This is a genomic window from Aureliella helgolandensis (genome assembly GCF_007752135.1).
Taxonomy (GTDB): domain Bacteria; phylum Planctomycetota; class Planctomycetia; order Pirellulales; family Pirellulaceae; genus Aureliella; species Aureliella helgolandensis.
The window spans coordinates 3,974,736-3,995,543 of sequence record NZ_CP036298.1 but is presented as its reverse complement, the minus strand read 5'-3'; the positions used below and the strand labels follow the sequence as shown (position 1 = coordinate 3,995,543).

The following is a 20,808-nucleotide window of genomic DNA, read 5'->3' as shown; positions in this document are numbered from 1 at the left end:
CCATGTGGCAGCGACTAAGCTCGATCTTCTGGCTGGGGACGAAGGAATTGCGCTCGTTGCAACGTGATAAGGTGCTGTTGGCGTTCCTGGTCTACTCGTTTTCTCTAGCCATCTTCGTGCAGGCCCGAGGCACTTCTTCGGACGTACACAATGCATCGCTTGGAATCGTCGACGAAGATCGTTCCCAACTCTCAGGGCAACTAGCCAATGCCTTTTTTGAACCCAACTTCAACCAGCCGATTTTAATAGAAGCTGGCGAAGTCGACGCAGCCATGGACGCAAGTCGCTTTATGTTTGTGATTGGCATTCCACCGAACTTCGAACGCCATATTGTGCAGGGGCGACCAACGGAAATCCAAGTCAACATCGATGCGACGGCCATGGCACAGGCAGGCATTGGCGCCAACTATATCCAGGCCATCGTACAGCGCGAAGTTAGTCGATTTCAGACCCGCAGCGATCGCAACACTCCACTGGCGATCGAGCTCGTGACACGCCGCGCATTTAATGCTAATGGCAATCCAGTATGGTTTGCCAGCCTGATGGCGTTAGTAAATCAAGTCACAATGTTGACCGTTATTCTGACCGGTGCCGCATTGATTCGTGAACGCGAACACGGCACGATCGAACATCTGTTGGTGATGCCACTGACTTCCCTGGACATAGCTTTAGCCAAGATTTGGTCCAACAGTCTCGTGATTTTGTTGGCAGCAACATTCGCAGTGTACGTGGTGATCGTCCGCGCACTACAAGTTCCGGTAGCTGGCTCGATTCCATTGTTCCTCAGCGGCGTAGCTGTGTACCTGTTTTTTGCAACGGCGCTGGGCGTCTTCTTGGGGACCGTGACGCGCACGATGCCTCAGTTCGCAATGTTGGTCATTCTGATTATTGTTGCCCTGCAGATGTTATCGGGCGGCATGACTCCCATCGATAGCCAGCCGCCGTGGTTGCAAGCGATTACGTTCTTTCTCCCATCGCGGCACTTCGTGAGTGTGGCCCAAGCCATCATGTACCGTGGTGCAGGATTTGGCAATGTCTGGCCGTCCTTTGTGACAGTGGCACTCATGGCTTTCGCATTTTTTGCCGCTGCCTTAATGCTCTTTCGTCGTTCCATCGCCAGTCGTTGAGCAGCCTGAACCGGCTGGCAGAATCGATCAAGAACGCTGGCAGGTTATGCAGCGGAGAGTCCGGAAAAACCGCACATTGATGCTCCGGACTTAATGCATCCATGTGCTGTCAGCTGCCCCTGGCGGCCCAGAATAATCGAATCATTGCTTCCGGCCGGCGCGACGCGAAGTGGTGGTAAATCGCAGAGGTCGCCGCTCGACGCAGTAAATTCCGAGCTGTGGCCGTCAATGCCCCTTAGTTCCGGTGTTCGGTCTGCCCACCATGCTGGTGAACAGGGGAGGATGCATTTTTTTCCTATCGGTGTCGGGCAGCACTGCGGTTTGGCGGTTGCCAAGATAGAGAAGCACACGCGTTCTCCAGCGTGGTGCAGCCGCCCCCTCTCGGTGCGGAGATTTCATCGAATCTACGGAAGCCCTAATCCACTAACTGTGAAACGAGGAAAATTATGCAAGAAACTCTATCTGCCACGGAGAGCAAAGCTCAGTCGTCACCAGGCATAGCACTATGGCTCTGGCGATGGTTCTGGCGGGTTACCCTCGTCGTGTCCCTCAGCTACGCATGGTATTGCTTCTACGTCCCGAAAAACGACATCGCATGGGCCGAGGAGTATCCGGCTGCAAAGCTGTCAGCGGCGCAATCCGGCAAGCCCATGGTGCTCTTCTTCACAGGCAAGTGGTGTGTTCCCTGTCGAATCATGAAACGTACGGTCTGGGCTGATGAGCAGGTCGAGTCGGTGGTCAATGCCGGCTTTACTCCGATACTCATCGACGTCGGTGAGCCCGGCCCCTCTTCTGTGGCTCTGGAACGCTACCAAGTTTATGAGACACCTACCACGATCATTGCAGACGCCCAGGGCAACGTTCTCGAGCAAGTCGGGGGGGCGATGACTAAAGCCGAGTTCCTTGCCTTGCTCGGAAAACCACACATTTCAAAGCTTGCACCCTGAGCTTCTATTGGAAGTCTGCCACACCGCCATCGACTCCACTGCACCGCTTTCCTACATGCTCTTCGGAAATTGCTGTGGCAACACGCGGCCTCCTATCGTTCTGACGGGGCACAGCAACTTTCGTCGGTGCTCAGCCGGCAGAAACACGACCTATCGACAACAAAGTCGGCGCGACGCGATGCGGATTCAAGTTGTGCTTCGGTCTGCCTCAACTCCTTCGCATTGCCTTGCTTGCGAAGAATTTCGGTAAGCCCTTGCAAGGACCAAAGGTTTCTAGGATGTCGCTCAAGGTCGGCGCAGTACACGGCCTCCGCCTCCTCCAACAGGTTTTGTTCCAGCAATAATGCTCCCAACGCATGTCGAGGTGGCTGCATCCAACCCCAGGGCTCGTCGTAGTTTAAGCTGTCGGCGCGTTCGACAGATTCACGCAATTTCGCAAATGCTTCGTCGTGTTCGCCACGTCGATAGGCAATTTCTCCGGCAAGCATTGATTCCGCAACGCCAAGAATTTCGCGTGAGGTGTTGTTGAACAGCACGCTGGTTTCCGGGACCCTATTTCGGCTCGCAATGAACGCCCTTTGCTCCAATTCGGCCTCCGAGACCATGCCTTTGGCGGCGTAAGCGAGTCCACGAGCGTAATGCCATATCGAACGACTCACAGGAAGCCATTCCTCAGGCTGTTCCTCTCCCAAGATGTCGTCCCACCGCCCGAAGCGAATCATCACATGGAGCGTGGTGGGCATGAATGCATCCAAAAAATCGGTTTGCGTTCTGAGCATGTCCTGAGGGATTTGATCGGGAATTGCTCGTGCCATCTCGCTCGCGAGCTCACTTTGACCATCAAACATCGCTCCGTACACCGCGAAGTGATAGTTGTGAATTCGGTAGTAGGTGTAAAAGTTATCTCGGCCTTGAGCTTTGACGAACTTATTGTCTGCTTCAATAGCTTTCTGATTGGCCAAAATTACTTGTTCGTATTCCCCAAGTTGAATGTCAATGTGCGAGGGCATATGAACCAAATGTCCCGCGTCGGGCATCGTCTCGCGGAGAACGTTCGCAGCCGGGCTTGCCATCCCGGGAGTCGGCGACATTTCTCGAACGTGGACATAAAAATGGCACAGCCCAGGGTGTTCCGGTGATCGCTCGAGAGCGGATTCCAATACGCGGACTATCTCTTCCGTTTCGGAAGCGGGCACTCCACTGTTGCTCCAATGTTTCCAAGGCTGCAGCGTTATGAGGGATTCTGCAAATAGCGTGCAGACGTCGGGGTCGTCCGCATGTTCTTGATAGACTTCTCGCATTGCATCGGCATATTCTCGATGAGCATTCCGCTTTCCATCTGCCAGTGCTGCATGACGCGTTGCCAGCGCATTGATCAAGCCAAATTCTACAGAATCACCGTTGCCAGCACTCAACTGAGCCAATCGAATGGCCATCTGAGCACGAGACAACTGCTCCACCCCAATCTCCATATTGTTGAAGTTTGGCCCCAGCGAGTAGGCCAATCCCCAGAGAGCTAACGAACACGTGGGGTCGGCTGCAAACGCCTTCTCAAAGCAGCGGGTTCCCTCCTCATGATTAAAGGCATAGCACATCGCGAGTCCACGATTGAACCAGATTTGAGCATCAGGCGACTTGGTCTGTACAGGGCGTTCAAACTGCCCTATGTCAAAATATTCCGAAATCGGTGACTCTGCGTACAGCATCGATCGATGCGCCGGGTGAGCAGCGATCGAGCATGCCACAAAAAGCAAGAGGAAAGTGCGATGAGTAGCTGCTAAAATCATTTTGTGTCCCTTCCGTCGTCAGGTGCAATGAGTTGAGGGAACTATTTGTAACAACTGAGTGCACGAAAGATAAGTTACTCCAGTTTCCTTTTGGTTGACCGTGAGTCAACTTCTCAAACAGCTGCTGTCTATCGGATTATAGGTGAGAAATGAATCAGAAGTCGGGCCACGAACTATTTGCCGGGATCGAGTCCCCCCGAAGTACTCGAGAAAAAATCCTTTTTGTCGCCACGGACCTGTTTTACACGTACGGATTCAATGCAGTTGGCCTGGAACAAATCCTTACCGAAGCCGATTTGACAAAGACGACTTTCTACAACCATTTTGAAAGCAAGGACGACCTGGTTGAAAAGGCAATCCAGCTGAGAGACGAATGGGAGACCGAAGCCTTCCTAAAAGCGGTTCGAGAGAGAGGAGGCTACGATCCGATGGCTTTACTGTTGGCGATCTTCGACGTCATGCACGAGTGGTTTACGGGTGAACAGTTTCGTGGGTGCCTCTTCCTGATGGCTGTAACCGAATACCCACTAAAGCATCATCCGGCGCACAAGGCAGGAGCGCGACACTACCTCATTACTCAGCAAGAGATCGAAAAGATCGCCGCAGCTGCGAAAATTGCGAGTCCCAAGGAATTTTCCAAGCAGTGGACTTTGCTGATCATTGGCGCTATCGCACAACATCTGATGAACCCCGAGCAGGAAGCCGCACTCGCCGCCAAAGCCATCGCGGAAACACTTCTGAAGAATGTCACTCTGAAATAACGAAAGGCCGCTAGTACCCAGAGTTTCCTCAAGCAGAGGTTGCGAGACATAGTCTGATCCAATTACCTACGATGGTTCATGCTTCGAGCCATCGGGGAACGCACGCCGTAGCAGCCCACGAGCTGGCTACCAAGCTTCGCGAGCCCCCCACCTGCATGTGCCTTCAAATCGGTCGAAACGCGATTTCACGCAGTCCTACAGGTACGAGTATCGCGGAGATCCAACTTCTGCCGAGATGACCGCTCTTCCCAGATAGCAACAGACTTCCGCAGTCGGGTAACTAGCTCACCAAATCACACACTCAGAATCGCGTCCCTTTCCCAGTGCCTGTGTAGCGCGACGCGCGGCTCCGAGCTTCACCAAATTGAGTGTCGTCGGGGCCGATTCGCACCATCATGTTGATTGGCCAAATTGCTGTTGTCGGCCGCGTTCCTCAAAATTTGTCAAGAACTGCCACGTTCGAATTTTCCAGAGAAATGTCGAGTTTATCTCGGATACCACTCCGTCAAAGAATCGACCTCTTGTAGCGAACGATTCGACATTGGCTTAGACTTGGCAGCATGTTACCAACCGCAACACGACTGATCGTCTTCACCGACCTGGATGGATGCCTGCTGAACAAGCACGACTATGACTGGTCGGCAGCGAGCGCGACACTTGAGACCTTGCGCGCGCGGCGCGTACCTGTGATCATGAATTCCAGTAAGACGGTGCCAGAAATGACCGAGCTGGCCAATGAACTGGGGCTCTCAGGGAGCACTTTCATCTCAGAAAACGGATCGGTCATTTACTGGGGCGACGAAGTTCTAGGCCTGGAACACGGCCGCCAAGCAGGTGAAATCGAAGTCATCGGAACCTCTCGTGATCGCATTCTTAAAGTGCTACATGATCTCAAGCAACGGTATCGCTTCCGTTCGTTTGCCGACCTGGGGCTGAGCGGCGTTGTCAACGAAACACAATTATCTGAAGCGAAAGCCCAGTTGGCACTCGCGCGAGAGGGAACAGAGCCCCTGCTATGGGAGGACACCGAGGAACATCGGTCGGAGTTTGCGCAAGCACTGCACGGGCACCAGCTATCACTGACCAAAGGTGGTCGATTTTGGCATGTCGCCGGGCAAACCAACAAGGGCATGGCAATGCAGATAGTCGCGGTGCGTTTGTCGCATGCAGATGCTAAAACTATCTTGGCGGCTATCGGTGACAGTCCCATCGACCAGAGCATGTTGGATGTGGCCGACGTACCAATCGGCATTCCGACGACGGCCGGGTTGGGAGTCAACGTCGACCCACAGCGTGGGATTGTCGCCGCCGAACTGGGTGCTGCCGGCTGGGCCTCAGCTGTCACAAAATTGCTGTTGCGCATCGATACGGCTGCAGCCGATGAACGAAATTCCCCCCTTGACTGACCAAATGGAAAACCATGGCAGACTTCGCGCAAAACGGAATTATTGGAACGCTGCACAATCTTCGGAATCGATCCACGGAAGAACTTGAATCCGAGTTGGTTCAGTTTTCAGCCGATACCCCGATGTCCTTGTTGCTCCCCTGCCTGTTTTCGGAACTAGAAGGACCGGCGATGGGGCCCATCGTTGAAGAGCTGGCCAAAATTCCGTACTTGAGCGAAATTATCATCGGGCTAGATCGCGCCAACGAACAGCAGTTCGTGGCTGCCAAGAAATTCTTCGATAGACTACCGCAGAATTACGTGGTGCTGTGGAATGATGGCACCCGACTGCGGCATGTGGACGCTACCCTGCAATCCGAAGGGCTTGCGCCCATGCAACCCGGCAAAGGCCGCAACGTGTGGTATTGCTTGGGCTACTTCCTAGCTTCCGGAAAATCCAAAGCTGTTGCACTGCATGATTGCGACATCCTAACGTACAACCGCTCCATCCCCGCCCGCCTTCTGTATCCACTTGCTCATCCATCGTTTCACTATCAGTTCTGCAAGGGCTATTACTACCGAGCTGCCAACGGGAAACTGAATGGTCGGGTATTCAGGCTGCTGGTCATACCGCTGATCCGCGCCTTAAAAACAGTGTTGGGGCGCATTGAGTATCTCGACTACATGGGCAGCTTTCGCTACGCATTGTCGGGTGAGTTTTCGATGCGGTCCGAAGTCGTAACCTCGCTTAGGTTTCCCAGCGACTGGGGCCTTGAGATCGGCACGCTTTCTGAAATGTACCGCAACTGCAACCTGAATCGGATCTGTCAGGTAGATATTGCCGATGCCTACGACCATAAGCATCAGATCATCTCGGAAGACGACCGTACAGGCGGACTCCATCGCATGGCGATTGACATCTGCAAAGCCTTCATTCGCAAGCTGGCGGTAGAAGGAATTGTAATTAGCGGCAGCATGCTACGCTCTCTTAAGGCTTGCTACTACCGAACCGCATTGGATGTGGTCGACCATTACCACAACGATGCGGTGATGAGTGGTCTGACCCTGGATCGTCACCAGGAAGAAGCCACCGTTGAGCTATTCAGTAGAGTTATTGTGGCAGCAGGCGATGAATTCCTCAATCGTCCCGACGAAAGCCCATTCATTCATAACTGGTCCCGCGTGACCAGTGCCGTACCTGACATCTACGAGCAGCTTCTGGGAGCGGTGGAAGCGGACAACGCCTGACCCAGCATCTGTGACCTGTAGCCGATGAGAACGTTGCGTACGCGATAGCCCGCGAACTGGTTTCCAATACTTCCGCCAACAGAGCAAGCCATGGATTCTTCCCCTGAACAACTTAGTGACGCCGTCCACGCACAGCTCTGTCAACATCTGAGCTTCCTCTATTGCGAAGCAGATGTGGCGCGACTGGCAGACGAGATTCTGGCTGTGTTTGACGGTTTTCAAAGTCGGTCTCCACTACCGCAACACCAACTGTGGTCGCAAGAGGATTGTTTGCTGATCACCTATGGAGATTCCATTCTCGATGAACCCACCAAGCCGCTAGAAACACTCCACCAATTTTTGGACCAATTTGTCAAGGACTCCGCATCGGCCATTCACGTGTTGCCGTTTTGCCCGTTCAGCTCCGACGATGGATTTGCAGTGATTGACTACACGCGCGTCGATCCGAAGTTGGGCGATTGGTCGCAAATTAGCCGCCTCGCGGGCCGTTACCGGTTGATGGCCGATCTGGTCATCAACCATGTCTCCTCGCAGAGTCAGTGGTTTCAGAACTATTGTAACGGAGTAGAACCAGGCGCGAGCTATTTCATCGAAGCTCAGGAGGGGGACGACCTGTCGTCGGTCGTGCGCCCCCGCGCTTCGCCACTGCTCCGTCCCACGCAAACGGCGGGTGGTCTGAAACACGTTTGGTGCACCTTCAGCCACGACCAAGTGGATCTCGACTTCCGCAATCCTCAGGTCTTGCTGGAATTCTTAAAAATCATTCGTTTGTATTTGGAACAGGGCGTAAGCATCCTTCGGTTGGATGCGGTCGGTTTTCTATGGAAGGAGCCCGGCACCAGTTGCATGCACCTGCCTCAAACGCATGAGATTGTCAAATTGATCCGCACGGTCGTCGATGCCTTTGCGCCGGGAACCTTGCTGATTACCGAGACAAACGTGCCCAACCACGAAAACCTCACTTACTTTGGCAATCGCAACGAAGCGCATGTAATTTACAACTTCAGCCTCGCACCACTGTTGGTACATGCTCTACTGACCGGCAAAACCGAATATTTGAAGCGGTGGTTGATGAGCATGCCACCGGCTCCCGCGGGATGCACCTACTTGAACTTCACCGCCTCCCATGACGGAATCGGCATGCGGCCCGCCGAAGGCCTGTTGTCGGACGAAGAACAACTCCAACTTGTGGAAACCGTACGTCGTTTCGGAGGTCGGGTTTCCACACGCCGTACGGGTGATGGTGGTGAACGGGTGTACGAATTGAATGTGGCCTTGTTCGATGCCCTCCAGGGAACCGTGGAAGGTAAAGATCCATGGCAGGTCGAACGATTCCTCTGTTCGCAGACAGTAATGATGGGGCTGGAGGGCATTCCAGCATTTTATATCCACAGTCTGCTGGCTACCCCCAACGACCAGCAGGGCGTGGCCACAACTCACCACAATCGCAGCATCAATCGGCACAAGTGGAATTGGCGAGTACTTGAGAATCAACTCAACGACGACGAATCGGTGCGTGGGCGAGTTTTCCGCGAACTAACCCGCCGCTTACAGCTGCGGCGACGCCACACTCCGTTCCACCCCAATTCGACGCAATTCACGCTCCAGCTAAGCGAGCCCTTTTTCGCTTACTGGCGACAAAGCACAGACCGCAGTCAGAGTATTTTTTGCGTTTACAACATGACCGATGTCCCCCAGGAGCTCCGAATGTCAGATCTTAATCTGATCTCAACCGATTCCTGGTATGACGCCATTTCAGGCTGCCAACTCGAAGATCAGAACAGTGTGCTCACCGTAACGCCCTACCAATCGCTGTGGATTACCAACCGATAAGGCCAGCACCACCAAAGATCATTCGGATCTTGTGGGATTTGATGGGCCCGGGAAGCGAATGCCAAAGGCCCGCTGTTGCAATGGCTTGGAGATGATCGCCCAACGTTCGCTCCCTCAACCTCCCTGTCTCAGTTATCCACACGTGGACTCCCAATTATTCCGGTCAAGAGCCCCGTAGTTGGCTTTGCTCAGGCTTCTTGATGCAGCGACTCTCCAGGCGCCGCGAAAACCGGTGCTCTCTTGCTGTAACTACATCCTGTTTCCGGGTTGCCTGCGTGTCTGGCACTGCTTCGACCTCAATGCCATCAAAATTTTTCGCTAGCGAGCAGTGAGTCAGCGAAGACGCAGGATTGACCAATCCGTTCATGAACTCGGGCAACGGCAAAAAGATCACATCACGGTAGGGAGTCAGCAAATACCGCTCTCCGATACAGCGCGTTGCACACTATGCCACCAGACAGGTTGGCCAGCACAACGCAACCATTTTGCACCGCTTGGCTCCGGACTCCATTGGGTGCGCCACAGTAGACATCGCACTCCACACCTCGAATCGATTCCGGTACAATTCGATTTGGATCCGGCAGGGGTGTTACTTTCCGGAATCCAGGAATGCGGAAAGATCGACCTTCATTCTCTCTTGCGGCACACCCAGCTTCCGGACCGGCAGTGTCACCTCAGTCAACGGCCCCAGCAGCATTTGATTGACCGCTGCCATGTAGTCTGCATTGAGCGCCCGCTTCAGTGATTCACGATCCGCTTGTGCGACTGGCTTCCCTGCCCATCGATCGCCGACATAAGTCACAAATTCGTCCTCCAGTTGTTTATCAGTCGCCGCATCTAGACTCTGCCTATAAGCCCAAAGCTGGTCCGCGACTCCCGCCAAAGTTCGCAGCCGAGCTAAACCCTCATTACTAGTCGAGTCAGTTTCACTCATTCGATTCAATTCCAATCACTTCCGAGAAACAACAACACTACGCACCGGACCAACCACTCGCACTTCAAGAAGTTCAGTAGAGGTGACTCTCCCGATGCAACACACAACCCAATGGATAGCGGCATCCGAAGTGCCGCACGGCCTATCCGTTTCAGAGGCCACTATACGATGTAGATGCAGTGCATGGGCATTACAATGTGTTAATCTAGTGCACCTAAATGCTCGCTCTGTAAGATTGTTCCTGAATCAATTGACAGCCTCGGCCAGATCGTAGTCCAGACAGTACGTGCTGTTTCAAACACCCCACATGCTTTCACTCGCGAGCTATTCTTAAGACCTCGCTGATTTGGAGCGATCCCTGGCATGTCGGAGTGATTGCTTGCCCGGCCTGCAGAATTCGCAACTCGGCCCTTGTACTTGACGAGATGGCCGAGGACTCGACTCAACAGCTGAATGTCAGTGTAGCCAGTGATTCTGCCAGCTCGACAATTCGCATTCCATTCGCGAGCTCGGTTGCGTCAACCCCGTGCCGCAGTCTTTAGATACTGATCTTGAAAGAGAGTCCCATCCTCTCACGCAGTCTCCAAAATTTCTTGAAGCTCGTATCTTTCTTCCACAGCTTGCCGTAGTGGTCGCGAAACAATCGATCGAGCTTGTCTTCGACGATCACGAAACGAGTCAGCGTTTGGTGGCAGAGAGCTAGTTAGCGTCGATTAGCTCGACTGCAACAGCTTCAACCGGTTCATTGTCAGGAGCTGTAGTGCGTCCCCTTTCCAACGGCTCTACTGCCTGAATTTTCGCCCATTGCTCCGGCAGGACCAATTCCTCAGCCACGGCCCATTTGACCATCCTAGCAACCAGCGACATCTGCTCGTTGATGTACTTCCGGCTTCGCACCGGCCCTTTGAGCCAACCGTCACGAATGACCTTGAATTGACGCGGTCCGAATTGGTTTGCAGGTACAGTAGCATAGAGTTCGGCAACAGGTTTCAACGCTATCTTAAACCGATATGGCTGGGTGGTTCCTGCATAGTATTCCTTGGCGTACCGCATGAACGCCAGCATGATATCCTGCAGGAGGGGTTCCGATTTACCAAACGCCCTGGACTTGCGACTGGCCCTGTACTCGGCAATAAGACGCTGGTATTTCAGCTTGCTGGACTTTGAACCGTATTTCCCCAGCAAGTAATCCTTGCCGTTGATAGTAACGCGAGCGTTGCCGGAAGAATGCCGGCGGTAAGATGGTACACGCATGGGAGCGACGCCTTTTGCTAGGAAATCGGGGCTCCCGGTTAGTTCCCGGATAAGTTCCCGATTTCAGTCTTGCAAACAGTGCGCTCGGACACGGTGTCCGGTATTCGTTTTGACCAACGAATCGCTTGTTCTTCTACCAGTGGGCGGTACGGGATTCGAACCTGTGCGATATGCCAAGGGAAACTGAGACAGCTGAGCCACCCGAAGCAAAATCCGAAGCATATTTGGCCAAAACGATACCGGATCAGCATGCTCGCGTGTGGTCTGTTCGCCTAGTCAGTCCCGATGGTACCCTCTGCTGCGAACAACTCACGGATGCTGATAACCTCACGCTGCATGCCGCACTATCTTTCTGCGCCGGACATGGCCCTACCGGTCGATCCATCCCGGTCGTGATGCATAGCCAGTCACTGCCGCGTGCCTAACATGCGAACGAAAATCCCCAAACCATGATTCAAGGAGAGGCCGGATGTGCAGCAACAACACAGACAAAGAATGGTATACCGTCCAGGAGTTCGCTGAGTTGATACGCGTATCGCCTGACACTGTGATCCGAAGGTGCGCCAATGGAACCCTGACTAGGACAAGAAACGTTGGCACGCCAACAAAGCGAAGGTTCCACATCCACAAGGACTGCTTGGCAGACTTGGACTACCACGCAACGCCTGGGCTAGTGAAGCCACTCGAAGAACTCGGCAGATGCCCAATGCTTGAGATGTTTGGTGCATAGCAGCACTACCCCCACTACCGGGGGTCGCGTCATCGTGTCGTCGGTGCAGTCGCGTGTTATACCTATCGTGATTCACAAACTATCAAAGAGGAGAATGTGCGATGGAATCAGACAAAGAGTGGTACACCGTTCAGGAATTTGCAGACCTGATCGGAGTCTCGTGCAATACCGTGATCCGAAGGTGCGCCAACGGAACACTGACCAGGACGAGGAACGTGGGCACGCCAACGAGAAGAGTGTTCCGCATACACAGGGACTGCATATCGGACTTGGACTACCACGCAACACCTGGGCTAGTAAAGCCACTCGAAGAACTCGGCAGATGCCCAATGCTTGAGATGTTTGGTGCATAGCAGCCACTCGGCTGCGACTATTTTTGTTCTATAAGGACCCACAGAATGATCGATCACGAAACTGTATTGCTTACTCCTGAGAGGCTAATCGCTTCTCACTTCTCCGCCGCAGAAGCCTGCAACCCTTTTGCCGATGCTGGAGACCTCTGGCTTTGGGCGCATCGAATGTTTGGTGGTTGCGATGCAGCAATTGATTTAGTTTGCTGCAGGCTGGAAGTAGAACTGCAGAGAGTTACTGGAGTCGCTGTGCGAGTGGATGAACTCGAAGACAACCGGGCCGACCTGCAGTCTAGCTTGACTGGCGAGCAACTGCTGAACATATGGCGAACCTGTATCGCCTAGCCGCATAAAATATCGCTGTTGATACGGAGGGGGTGGTGTCCCCTGCCCGCCCCCTCCGTATATCATATCTACCTCGCCCGGATTTTTTCGTGTTATACTTTTTGATGCCTCTGGGCACAATTTGTGCCGACACGCAGAGAATACTCTGTTAGTGGATTTGGAGGGAAGGCACACACAAGGAGACGGCGGTGGAAGTCACAGTTGACGTGGGGCTACTTGGGAAAGCCATTGCAGTTTGCGGGAAGCAGGCCCGCGCCGAAGTCACTGCAGATGAACGCGGAACGCTCGTAAAGCACAAGCTCTCAAATGTCATTGCGGTCCAGTCGATCCCGAGTAAGGTCGGTATTCCGGGAGCCTTTACCTGTGACTGGCAAGCGGGTCTACTACTCTCCCGAATCAAAACTAAAATCCCTGATCTGCTGCGAGTCGCCGTGAATGGAGCTGAGGTAGGCGAGGAGGCGACGTTACGTCTGGTGCCAAGCATTCTGAAACTTGCGCAAGTGCCTCACTCGGCGGGTGCGGAGCGAAGGAAGCGGCAGGCTGCAACGCTCACGACTGAAGCCGAAAAGCTTTCGAAGGCGCTTGAGATGGCACTCGCCTGCGGCAAGGGAGATATCTCGATTAGTCTTGAATCTAGCGGATTTTCTGTGCGTCGTGGTGATTTCGATACAGTCGGCTCGCTGGGGAATTCACGGCAAGACAAGACGCTGGCGCTGACGCCAAGGGAGTGTCGTATTGCTATCAAGCTACTTGGAAAAGGTTGCTGGACGGTTGTGTCTTGCGCTGACTGCGAGCTGAAGGCAAATGGCAATGCGTTGCAGTTCGTTGGAGCAACGGCCCAGACTCAGGAGCCCCAAACTATCACAGGGAAGTCAGTGCTTGAAGTCCTGCAGGGAGGCTCACGGCGTGCGGTTGAGAAGCCCTTCAGCCCGTCAGCCGTAATACTTGATCCGGAGGACTTAGCAGTAGCACTCTCTGGCTTTGACGCAGCAGATGGTAAGGTTGCTCGGGTTGTGGTGTCTGGAACCACAACCCGAGCCAGATCGATCAAGCTCACCGCAGGTAAGACCACCGCCACAATTCCGGCGCGAGGTGCCAGGCTTCCGCGAATCCCAGGACTACCAATCAGCGAAACTCGGAAGATGCTAGCTTTAGGCGAGCCGTTTTTTAACATGATTCTCCTGGAGCAAGAGTCTATTAAGTGCGGACCGTCAACCTTATCAATTAAAGCTGCTAGCCAATAGCCAATCCAATGTAGCAGCAGGCGACACGGTGACGCGTACCCCGCAATGGCTACTAAATCCGGACGTCATATGAGTACCCGCATTCCTTTTCCCTTTCCCTTTCATGCTACGAGCGTTTGCGACCAATGCGACACGGTGACGCGCACCCCATCAGTGGTAGTTTTAGCCTAAAAACGCCCATTAGCGACTGGTGATGTGTTAACGACCAAGTGCTGCCTGAATGCTTCGCCCCGCCTCTTCTGCTTCCCGCACCTCACGGCGTGCCTTGAATCGCTTGTCGATCACACCCAGTTCGTTGAGCACCTCTTCAGCAGCAGCCAGTTCCTCAGGGCTCATTGCCTCTTCTCTGGCGTCAGAGATGTAAGGCCTGGAGAATGTCCTGCCTCCCATATCCTTGAGGCTTCTGGCTAGTCTCTCGCGGTAGATAGCGTCTTGTGCATCGGGAGACACGTCGCTGACACGCATCCCGGTAAGGAGATTCATTGCCAAGTCTTGGGGACGTTCCCACTTGCGCTTGTCGGTGAGTGTTCGCGCCGTGGTTCCAAGGCGAGACAACGGGCTATTCGAAAACGCATGCTCAAATCCTTGGCTGATGAACGGATCAACGTCCCGCGTGTTCGCGCCGGTAGCAATGTCACGCACGTTGGACATTGTTCGCCCAATGGTTGGATCCATGTCCTCAAGTTCCCTACCACCGAACGGACCATCAAAGAATAACGATCGACCGAAGATAGCCTCAGCAGGCCCCTTGATAAACGGGCTGGAGCGTCCTGCTATCTCCTTCGCAGTTTCAACCGGGTTCATTCGCAGCAAGCCATTGGCGAGGTTTAGGCTATCCTCAAAGGCCAATCCGAAACCAGTCAGGTAGCTCTTGCTCCCATCGCTCTTGGTTCCCAGGGGAATGGCCGCAGTACTTGCGATGTGTTCCGGGATGCTGTCCTCAGGCGCCCTTGCACGATTGATAGCCCGAACCGTTTGAGCCATCGGTCCACCAGGACTCGTGATCAACTCTTCCAAGACGACAGGCAGCATGCGAGAGGAGAACGTGTAGAACGGAATTGCACTCCGCGCGGTGTTACGCTCGAACGCACTCAGCCGCGAGTAGTCAACCTGATTCTTCTTGACCAACTGAGCCGCCTTGGCTGGGCTCATCCCCTGCTTCATGTAAGCGATGAACGGGCTTAGGCGATTGAGATCCTCAACGAACGACGAAAGGTCTCTACCGAGCCGTGCAGGCATCCACAGGTCATCATTAACCTTGGCCACTCCCTCAGCCCCACCAGAGACACCATCCTTGACGGCAAAGGGGTTCAACCACCTGTCGAAAAAGCTTGTGTTTGGCGGCGCTGGAGAGAACTTCAGCTTGATTGGATTCACTTCCCGGTTGAGCCCTGGGACCTGACTCCGCATAGCTTGGTGACTATCGCCGATATGCTCAGCGGCCAGCCCCATCTTGTCACCCACCAGACCATAGATGAATGCAAGGTCTGCTATCTTGGCAGTTGCTTCCTCGTCGGTCATCCCCTTAAACGATGGAATGTCCTCGGCAATACCCTTGATCGGTTCACCATTGCGCAGGTCGTAGGCTTCCTTCAGAGGTTTGAAGTATGCCATCGGTCCCTTACCGGTTGGATCCTTGGCGCCAACCATTGCATTGTGAACTTGCCCAGACAAAAGGTTTCTAGCGTGGAACGCTGGCCATGGTGCGGTAAGTCCAGAACGGAAGACGTTCATGAACCGGTGCATTCCCTTGGCAAAGTATCCCACTTCATCGGGACTGCTGAACGGTTTCATGCGGCGTGTCAACGCAAGGTGCGTATCGCCATCGACACCGAACTTATCCAGGAAGTCGGGTGAAACATTCTCACGAATCACATCCTCAAATTCGTCGATCGGTATCTCGTCGACTTGATCAACTTGCTGGGTAGCCCCCTTCTTGGCGCCTTCTGACTTATCCCGAACCGTCTTGCTAGACTTGCGAATAATGTCGCCATCTTCGCTCAGGTAGAACTCGGCAGGTTTACCACCGCTCATAAGCCGGATAGTCTTTACCTCGTCCGCACCTTCAGTGATGTTCTCGGCAAGCTCATCAAAGACTTCAGCACTTCGCCTCTGCACCATGTCGTCGAACATGGCTTGCGCAGGCTCGTCCATGTTGTTGATTGTGTTCAGCCGTGCCTTGGGAGTATTGAGCTCCAGGTCTTCGAGAACCTTCTTGATCGTGTACGCCTGAGGAACCTCACCAGCAACGGCCCTAGCATCTGCCGGGCTTGCGATGTTTCCAGCTCGCGCAGCATTCCCCACCCGCTTGCCAACCTCAATGGTTGTCACGTCGGTAGGGATAGCAGACTTGCCCAAAATTGTTTGTGCCTGCCTTGCTACGAAGCCAACACGCAAGCCGTCTTCCAGCCGTCGCATTGTATCCGCCACAAAGTTGCGACCAAACATAGGGGTCTGGTTGTCTGCGTAGGATCTGTCCCACTTGGCAGCACTGCGAATGAACGCATCGAATCGGGTGTCACTATCCTTCATCGGTTGCGTTGGGTCAAAGTCAGCGTCAATTCGGTCGCCGTATTTCTGCGCCACATACTGGCGAAGATCAGCGATGTCCCCAGTGTCCAGACGATTCTTAACTACCGGGTTGCGATGCAGAATCCCCGAGATAACCGGATCGACTGACGCCTCTTGAAGCACAGCCACGCCTCCAGGCATGTCGCGGTACTCGCGTTGCTTCATGGATGGGTGGGATGCCTCAACTACAGGGCCAACCGTTGGGTTGTGCCCGTATGCCTTGGCCGGGTCTCGACGATACCGCGCTAGGTATGAAACGAACTCGTCGTCCAGGAACCGCGTGTCTAGGCCCGACTCCTTCTCGAAGTCAATGATGTCATCCATCATCTTGCGAACACTGCGTAGCTCACCCTCTAGCGGCTTGAGCTCACTTGGCAGGACCGTCCCGGTGCGACCGTTCTTGGGGTCGTAGTTCTCCAGGTAGTTTCGCATCTGCCTATCGTAGTCGTTCATCTTCGAAGCAGCCTGCTCTTTGCTCAGCCCAGCATTCAGCATGCTTGGCTCGTCAAGAATCTTGCTCTCTTCGAATTTGCGAATCACAGGCAGCAGCGTTTCGCGATACCCTTCCGTAGCTTGGTCGAGTGACTCAGTGATATCCCTACCAACCTCGCGTTGCATCTTGGTAGCACCACCGCGCACGTACGGGTTGAACAGTGCAACCACATTCTCAACCGCAGGAACCGCCATGACCGTGCTAGTTCCATTGTCAATCGCATCGCCCACCGAGACAGCCAGGTCTTCAGGCAGCTGAGACTTCCAATCCTTGCTAAACTTGCCAATCGACTTAGCAAATTCAGAGATCTTTTGCCCACCTCCCTGTAGGAATTCCTTCGCCTTACCTCCCAGCCCTTGCCCCGCCAACGGGGTACGCGTCACCGTGTCGCCTACTGGCTGAGTTGGCGTGCCGGGCAGGGGTGGTGGTGCTGGCTGGCTTCCAATTGGAGGCAGCGTACCGTCTGGTGCCTTGGCTGAGTTCTTGTCTACGAACTTCCTTAGCGCACTCTCACCGGAGTCCTTGGGTACGAGTTCCTTTGCTTCGGGCATCAAGCCTGGAATGCGGAATGAAGCGATGGACTGTAGAGGCTTGTCCAGCAGTTCATCAACAGCGCCTTTGTCAGGGTTGGCAATGTTGTCCCACAGGCCTTCAACGAGGCTTGCGCTGTCATCCCCAGCATCGGCAACCATCTTGTCGGTGAGTTGTCCACGAGTCTTGAGCCAAGCAGACTTAGCCTTGAGCGAGTCGTCAGCCGATTCAATCACTTGCCGTGGAGTCATGCGCATACGCGCACCAGCCTTGCCAAGCTCCTTAGTCATGACGTTGCCAGACTTCTTGGCCGTCTCTGTTGCCAGCTTGTTTGCCGTCTTGGTTACGTTGCGTCCAGCCAATCCAGCAGCATCGAGCGCCTTGCCTCCCTTGGTGAGCAGGCCAACACCGGTGTAAGTCAACGGGTCAAGCAGCACCTCAGCACCCAGGCCACCGAAGAAGTTGGCGTAGGTATCCTTGCCCTTATTTGCTAGGCCAAAGTTTCTTGCCAGATCGCGCCCGGTAGTCCGGTTCTCATGGCTTGTTGGTGTTAGCCATTGATCGAGTGGATTTTGGAATGCAAGGACATCCCGCACACTTGAACCAGGAAGATCCAAAATGTTTCCAGCAGCAGCAAGACCACCACCAACCGTGGAGTTGGTTGCTTCCTTCAGTTTATGGTTTGTTTCGGGGAGATTCGGTTGTCTTAAAATTGAATCGATGCTGAACTGCATCCGATCAACTGCTTCTCCCGGTGAGCTTAGAGTTGGCCCATAGAGTTGTCGGAGAGTTGGCACGGCTGGTCCTCGCTTGATGTTATACTGCCTCTGAACCTATTACCGTATTGTTCGCTTGGGCTGCGAGTAATTTCAGGGGATCAGGGTAGCCAAATGAAATACGACCTAAGTCAGCGAGACCGCTATGGATTTGTATATGGTCGAATCAGTTGTGAGGGAGAGTTGCTGGAAATTGGCGGTGTGCTCCCAATCCTTTGATCCATGCGTTTCGTGTTGCTCCACGAAATTCCATCTGGTAGTCAGAAGGTACTGTGCTCCCAACGAGTATTCGTTGCGCTGTAATTCCTGTCTGTTCAGTACTAGTATCCTTACTGCGCATGTAGTTGATCTCATGTGGCATCACATTGTTCCAGTGGAGGTTGTGAATGTTCTTGATGCCGTAAAACCCGGGATGTATTCAGAAGGGTTTGCTGAACGCTACTGCTTGCATGTTGAACAACCGAATAGGCATGTGCATCTAGGGATTATGTCTGTAGTGGCAAGTTACCGCTCGCAGTATGCCCCCGAAGCTTGGAAGCGTCCCAATCGTTGTTAAAAGTTGAAAGGTGGTCTCCCAGAAGGCAATATATTGCCTTCTGCATTTTCCAATTTACGTCGGTTACCGCCGACGGGGAGACCACCATGACTGAATCTAGTTTGTTGCGCGAGCTTGGGCAAGTTTCGAACGCTGAAGTTGGCGAAGTGTTTCGCGAATTCTTACGGGGCTCGATCGTGAAGATGGCCTGTGAGGTAATGGCTGCCGAAGTGGCTGAACTGTGCGGCCCAAAGCACGCCCCGAGCGATTGTCGGACCTATCGAGCTGGTAGCGCCGCGGGACGCATCTTGGTCGAAGGTGAACGGGAGTCGGTGACGCGTCCGCGAGTTCGCGAGCGTCAGGAGGCGGGGGGAAGCCGCGAAGTGGAGCTGATCAGCTACGCTGCCGCCAACGATCCTGAGCAGCTGGAGAAGGCTGTAATTCAAGCGTTGATGTCTGGGGTAAGCACTCGTCAGATGTCTGTGGTGAAGCCGAAGTCGCCAGGCGTAAGCCGCTCGAGCGTCTCGCGTCTATGGCAAGAGGCGGGAACACGATTGATCGACGAGCTACGCAGCCGTGATCTGTCGGGGCATACGTGGTGCATTCTGATGCTCGATGGTATCCGGCTAAGCTCAGACCAGACGGCAGTGGTTGCTCTCGGTATTGATTCTGAAGGCTGCAAGCATGTGCTCGACTTTGCGCTGGGCAGTAGTGAAAATGCCGTTGTATCCAATGAATTGCTGGCTCGCTTGGCCCGTCGCGGCTTTACTTGCTCGCAGCGATTACTGGCAGTCCTGGATGGCAGCGATGTGCTTCGCAAAGCGGTCAAGGAGCACTTCCCCGACTCGGTCATCCAACGCTGCTTAGTTCACAAGGAACGCAACATTCGTGGCAAGCTATCGAAGCGTCATACGGGTGAACTCGCTCGGCTGTTTAGACGACTCCGTAGCGTGCAGGGTTATACCGCCGCACAAGAGGTCGTCGGCGAGCTAGAGGCATTCCTTGAGCCTCTCAATGCCGAAGCGTTTAAGAGCCTTCATGAGGCCGGTGAGGACCTGCTAGCCCTACACCGACTCGAAGTGCCAAACACGCTCCATCGTTCACTGCTAAGTACCAACGCGATTGAGAACTCCTTCCTGAACACGCGTCGCCGCTTGGGGCGTGTAACACGATTCCGAGCCGACACGGATCAGGCGAGTCGCTGGCTGTCCTACGCACTGCTTGAGGCCGAAAAGGGGTTCCATCGAATCAGCGGCCACAAGGAACTACCTAAGCTGATTGCCGCCCTAGCGAGAGAACACGCGGCTACACCAACAAAGCCGCCGTCGGGGCCCGTGCCGTCGCCTACGGCTCCGGCGACGGCACGGGCCCCATCACTTTAGTTCCACCACCTGTTTGATCCTAAAGACCTTTTCCAGTACCCTTTAGCCAGCGAGACCACCAACAGTTTTAACAACGCAAGGGACATCCCCCGAAGCTTCGCGAGAGTCATTTTGCTGGGGTTGTAGATGCAGAGTACGGCCAGAAACGTGGGATCGAGATTGGCGAGGCTTTGTATATAGGTAGACTTCCCCGTGAGTTCAGTTGCCCAAATTGCAAGGCAAGCGTTCGAGAGACACTCCGCTATCGACTATCAAGCAAGCCTCAGTTTCTGGGGAGCTACTGCCTGAATGGCAACTAGCCGTAGAATCAGCACGGCGGCACTTGCTGGGACCAAAAAAACTGCCCGATGGTCGCTAGAAGTATTAAAGGCTGCTCGTTAGATTGAACATAGGGATAGCTCGCGTAGTGGCAGTATCAGGTCATTCCAAGCCTATCTAGGAGCCGTTCCCACAACGAGAGTCTAAACGCCCCATCAACAGGTTCTCCACGCAAAGTTCGTACGAGGTCGTCGCCCAAGGACTTGGCATGACGGTATTTAACAGGACGGCGGACTCTCAATGCAGCAGCGGCAGCGA

Annotated in this window: 14 protein-coding genes; 9 read left to right on the top strand and 5 right to left on the bottom strand. The window is 54.0% G+C overall.

What is annotated here, in order from left to right; genetic code table 11:
- Positions 1 to 2 precede the first annotated feature (2 nt).
- Both Q31a_RS14280 and Q31a_RS14275 read left to right on the top strand, forming a co-directional pair.
- Complete coding sequence (locus tag Q31a_RS14280) at positions 3 to 1,127, top strand: ABC transporter permease (protein WP_145078944.1); 1,125 nt, start codon at positions 3 to 5, stop codon at positions 1,125 to 1,127.
- Positions 1,128 to 1,573: 446 nt separating this feature from the next.
- Complete coding sequence (locus tag Q31a_RS14275; RefSeq protein ID WP_145078941.1) at positions 1,574 to 2,074, top strand: thioredoxin family protein; 501 nt, start codon at positions 1,574 to 1,576, stop codon at positions 2,072 to 2,074.
- Positions 2,075 to 2,166: 92 nt separating this feature from the next.
- On the opposite strand, the gene Q31a_RS14270 is transcribed toward Q31a_RS14275, so the two are convergent.
- Positions 2,167 to 3,861, bottom strand: a complete 1,695-nt coding sequence (locus Q31a_RS14270) for a hypothetical protein (protein WP_197356818.1) — start codon at positions 3,859 to 3,861, stop codon at positions 2,167 to 2,169.
- 149 nt (positions 3,862 to 4,010) lie between these two features.
- On the opposite strand from Q31a_RS14270, the gene Q31a_RS14265 reads away from it, so the two are divergent.
- The 4 genes from Q31a_RS14265 to Q31a_RS14250 all read left to right on the top strand — a co-directional run bounded on the left by Q31a_RS14265 (position 4,011) and on the right by Q31a_RS14250 (position 9,087).
- Positions 4,011 to 4,622, top strand: coding sequence for a TetR/AcrR family transcriptional regulator (locus tag Q31a_RS14265; RefSeq protein ID WP_145078937.1), 612 nt, complete (start codon positions 4,011 to 4,013; stop codon positions 4,620 to 4,622).
- A 560-nt stretch (positions 4,623 to 5,182) separates the two neighbouring features.
- Positions 5,183 to 6,028 (top strand): HAD-IIB family hydrolase, encoded by an 846-nt coding sequence (locus Q31a_RS14260; RefSeq protein WP_145078934.1) that lies wholly within the window; start codon positions 5,183 to 5,185, stop codon positions 6,026 to 6,028.
- Positions 6,029 to 6,042: 14 nt separating this feature from the next.
- A complete protein-coding gene (locus tag Q31a_RS14255; protein WP_145078931.1) occupies positions 6,043 to 7,254 on the top strand; it encodes a glycosyltransferase family protein in 1,212 nt (403 codons plus the stop codon).
- Between the two features lie 90 nt (positions 7,255 to 7,344).
- On the top strand, positions 7,345 to 9,087 hold the full coding sequence (locus Q31a_RS14250; RefSeq protein ID WP_145078928.1) for a sugar phosphorylase: 1,743 nt from the start codon (positions 7,345 to 7,347) through the stop codon (positions 9,085 to 9,087).
- 589 nt (positions 9,088 to 9,676) lie between these two features.
- Here the strand turns inward: Q31a_RS14250 and Q31a_RS14245 are convergent.
- From Q31a_RS14245 to Q31a_RS14240, 3 genes are all read right to left on the bottom strand, one after another.
- Positions 9,677 to 10,021, bottom strand: a complete 345-nt coding sequence (locus Q31a_RS14245) for a hypothetical protein (RefSeq protein ID WP_145078925.1) — start codon at positions 10,019 to 10,021, stop codon at positions 9,677 to 9,679.
- Between the two features lie 538 nt (positions 10,022 to 10,559).
- The gene (locus tag Q31a_RS31140; RefSeq protein WP_261342716.1) at positions 10,560 to 10,691 is read right to left on the bottom strand and encodes a hypothetical protein; all 132 of its coding nucleotides are present in this window, start codon (positions 10,689 to 10,691) and stop codon (positions 10,560 to 10,562) included.
- A 29-nt stretch (positions 10,692 to 10,720) separates the two neighbouring features.
- Positions 10,721 to 11,275: a hypothetical protein gene (locus Q31a_RS14240; RefSeq protein ID WP_145078922.1), complete on the bottom strand. Its 555-nt coding sequence runs from the start codon at positions 11,273 to 11,275 to the stop codon at positions 10,721 to 10,723.
- 1,128 nt (positions 11,276 to 12,403) lie between these two features.
- On the opposite strand from Q31a_RS14240, the gene Q31a_RS14230 reads away from it, so the two are divergent.
- Positions 12,404 to 12,700 carry a hypothetical protein gene (locus Q31a_RS14230; RefSeq protein WP_145078916.1) on the top strand — a complete coding sequence of 99 codons (297 nt, stop codon included), beginning with the start codon at positions 12,404 to 12,406 and terminating at the stop codon, positions 12,698 to 12,700.
- A 188-nt stretch (positions 12,701 to 12,888) separates the two neighbouring features.
- On the top strand, positions 12,889 to 13,944 hold the full coding sequence (locus tag Q31a_RS14225; protein WP_145078913.1) for a hypothetical protein: 1,056 nt from the start codon (positions 12,889 to 12,891) through the stop codon (positions 13,942 to 13,944).
- A 198-nt stretch (positions 13,945 to 14,142) separates the two neighbouring features.
- Here Q31a_RS14225 and Q31a_RS14220 read toward each other — a convergent pair whose 3' ends face one another.
- Complete coding sequence (locus Q31a_RS14220) at positions 14,143 to 18,336, bottom strand: hypothetical protein (RefSeq protein ID WP_145078911.1); 4,194 nt, start codon at positions 18,334 to 18,336, stop codon at positions 14,143 to 14,145.
- A 528-nt stretch (positions 18,337 to 18,864) separates the two neighbouring features.
- Here Q31a_RS14220 and Q31a_RS14215 point away from each other — a divergent pair.
- Complete coding sequence (locus tag Q31a_RS14215; protein WP_449224065.1) at positions 18,865 to 20,232, top strand: IS256 family transposase; 1,368 nt, start codon at positions 18,865 to 18,867, stop codon at positions 20,230 to 20,232.
- The last annotated feature ends 576 nt before the right edge of the window (positions 20,233 to 20,808 follow it).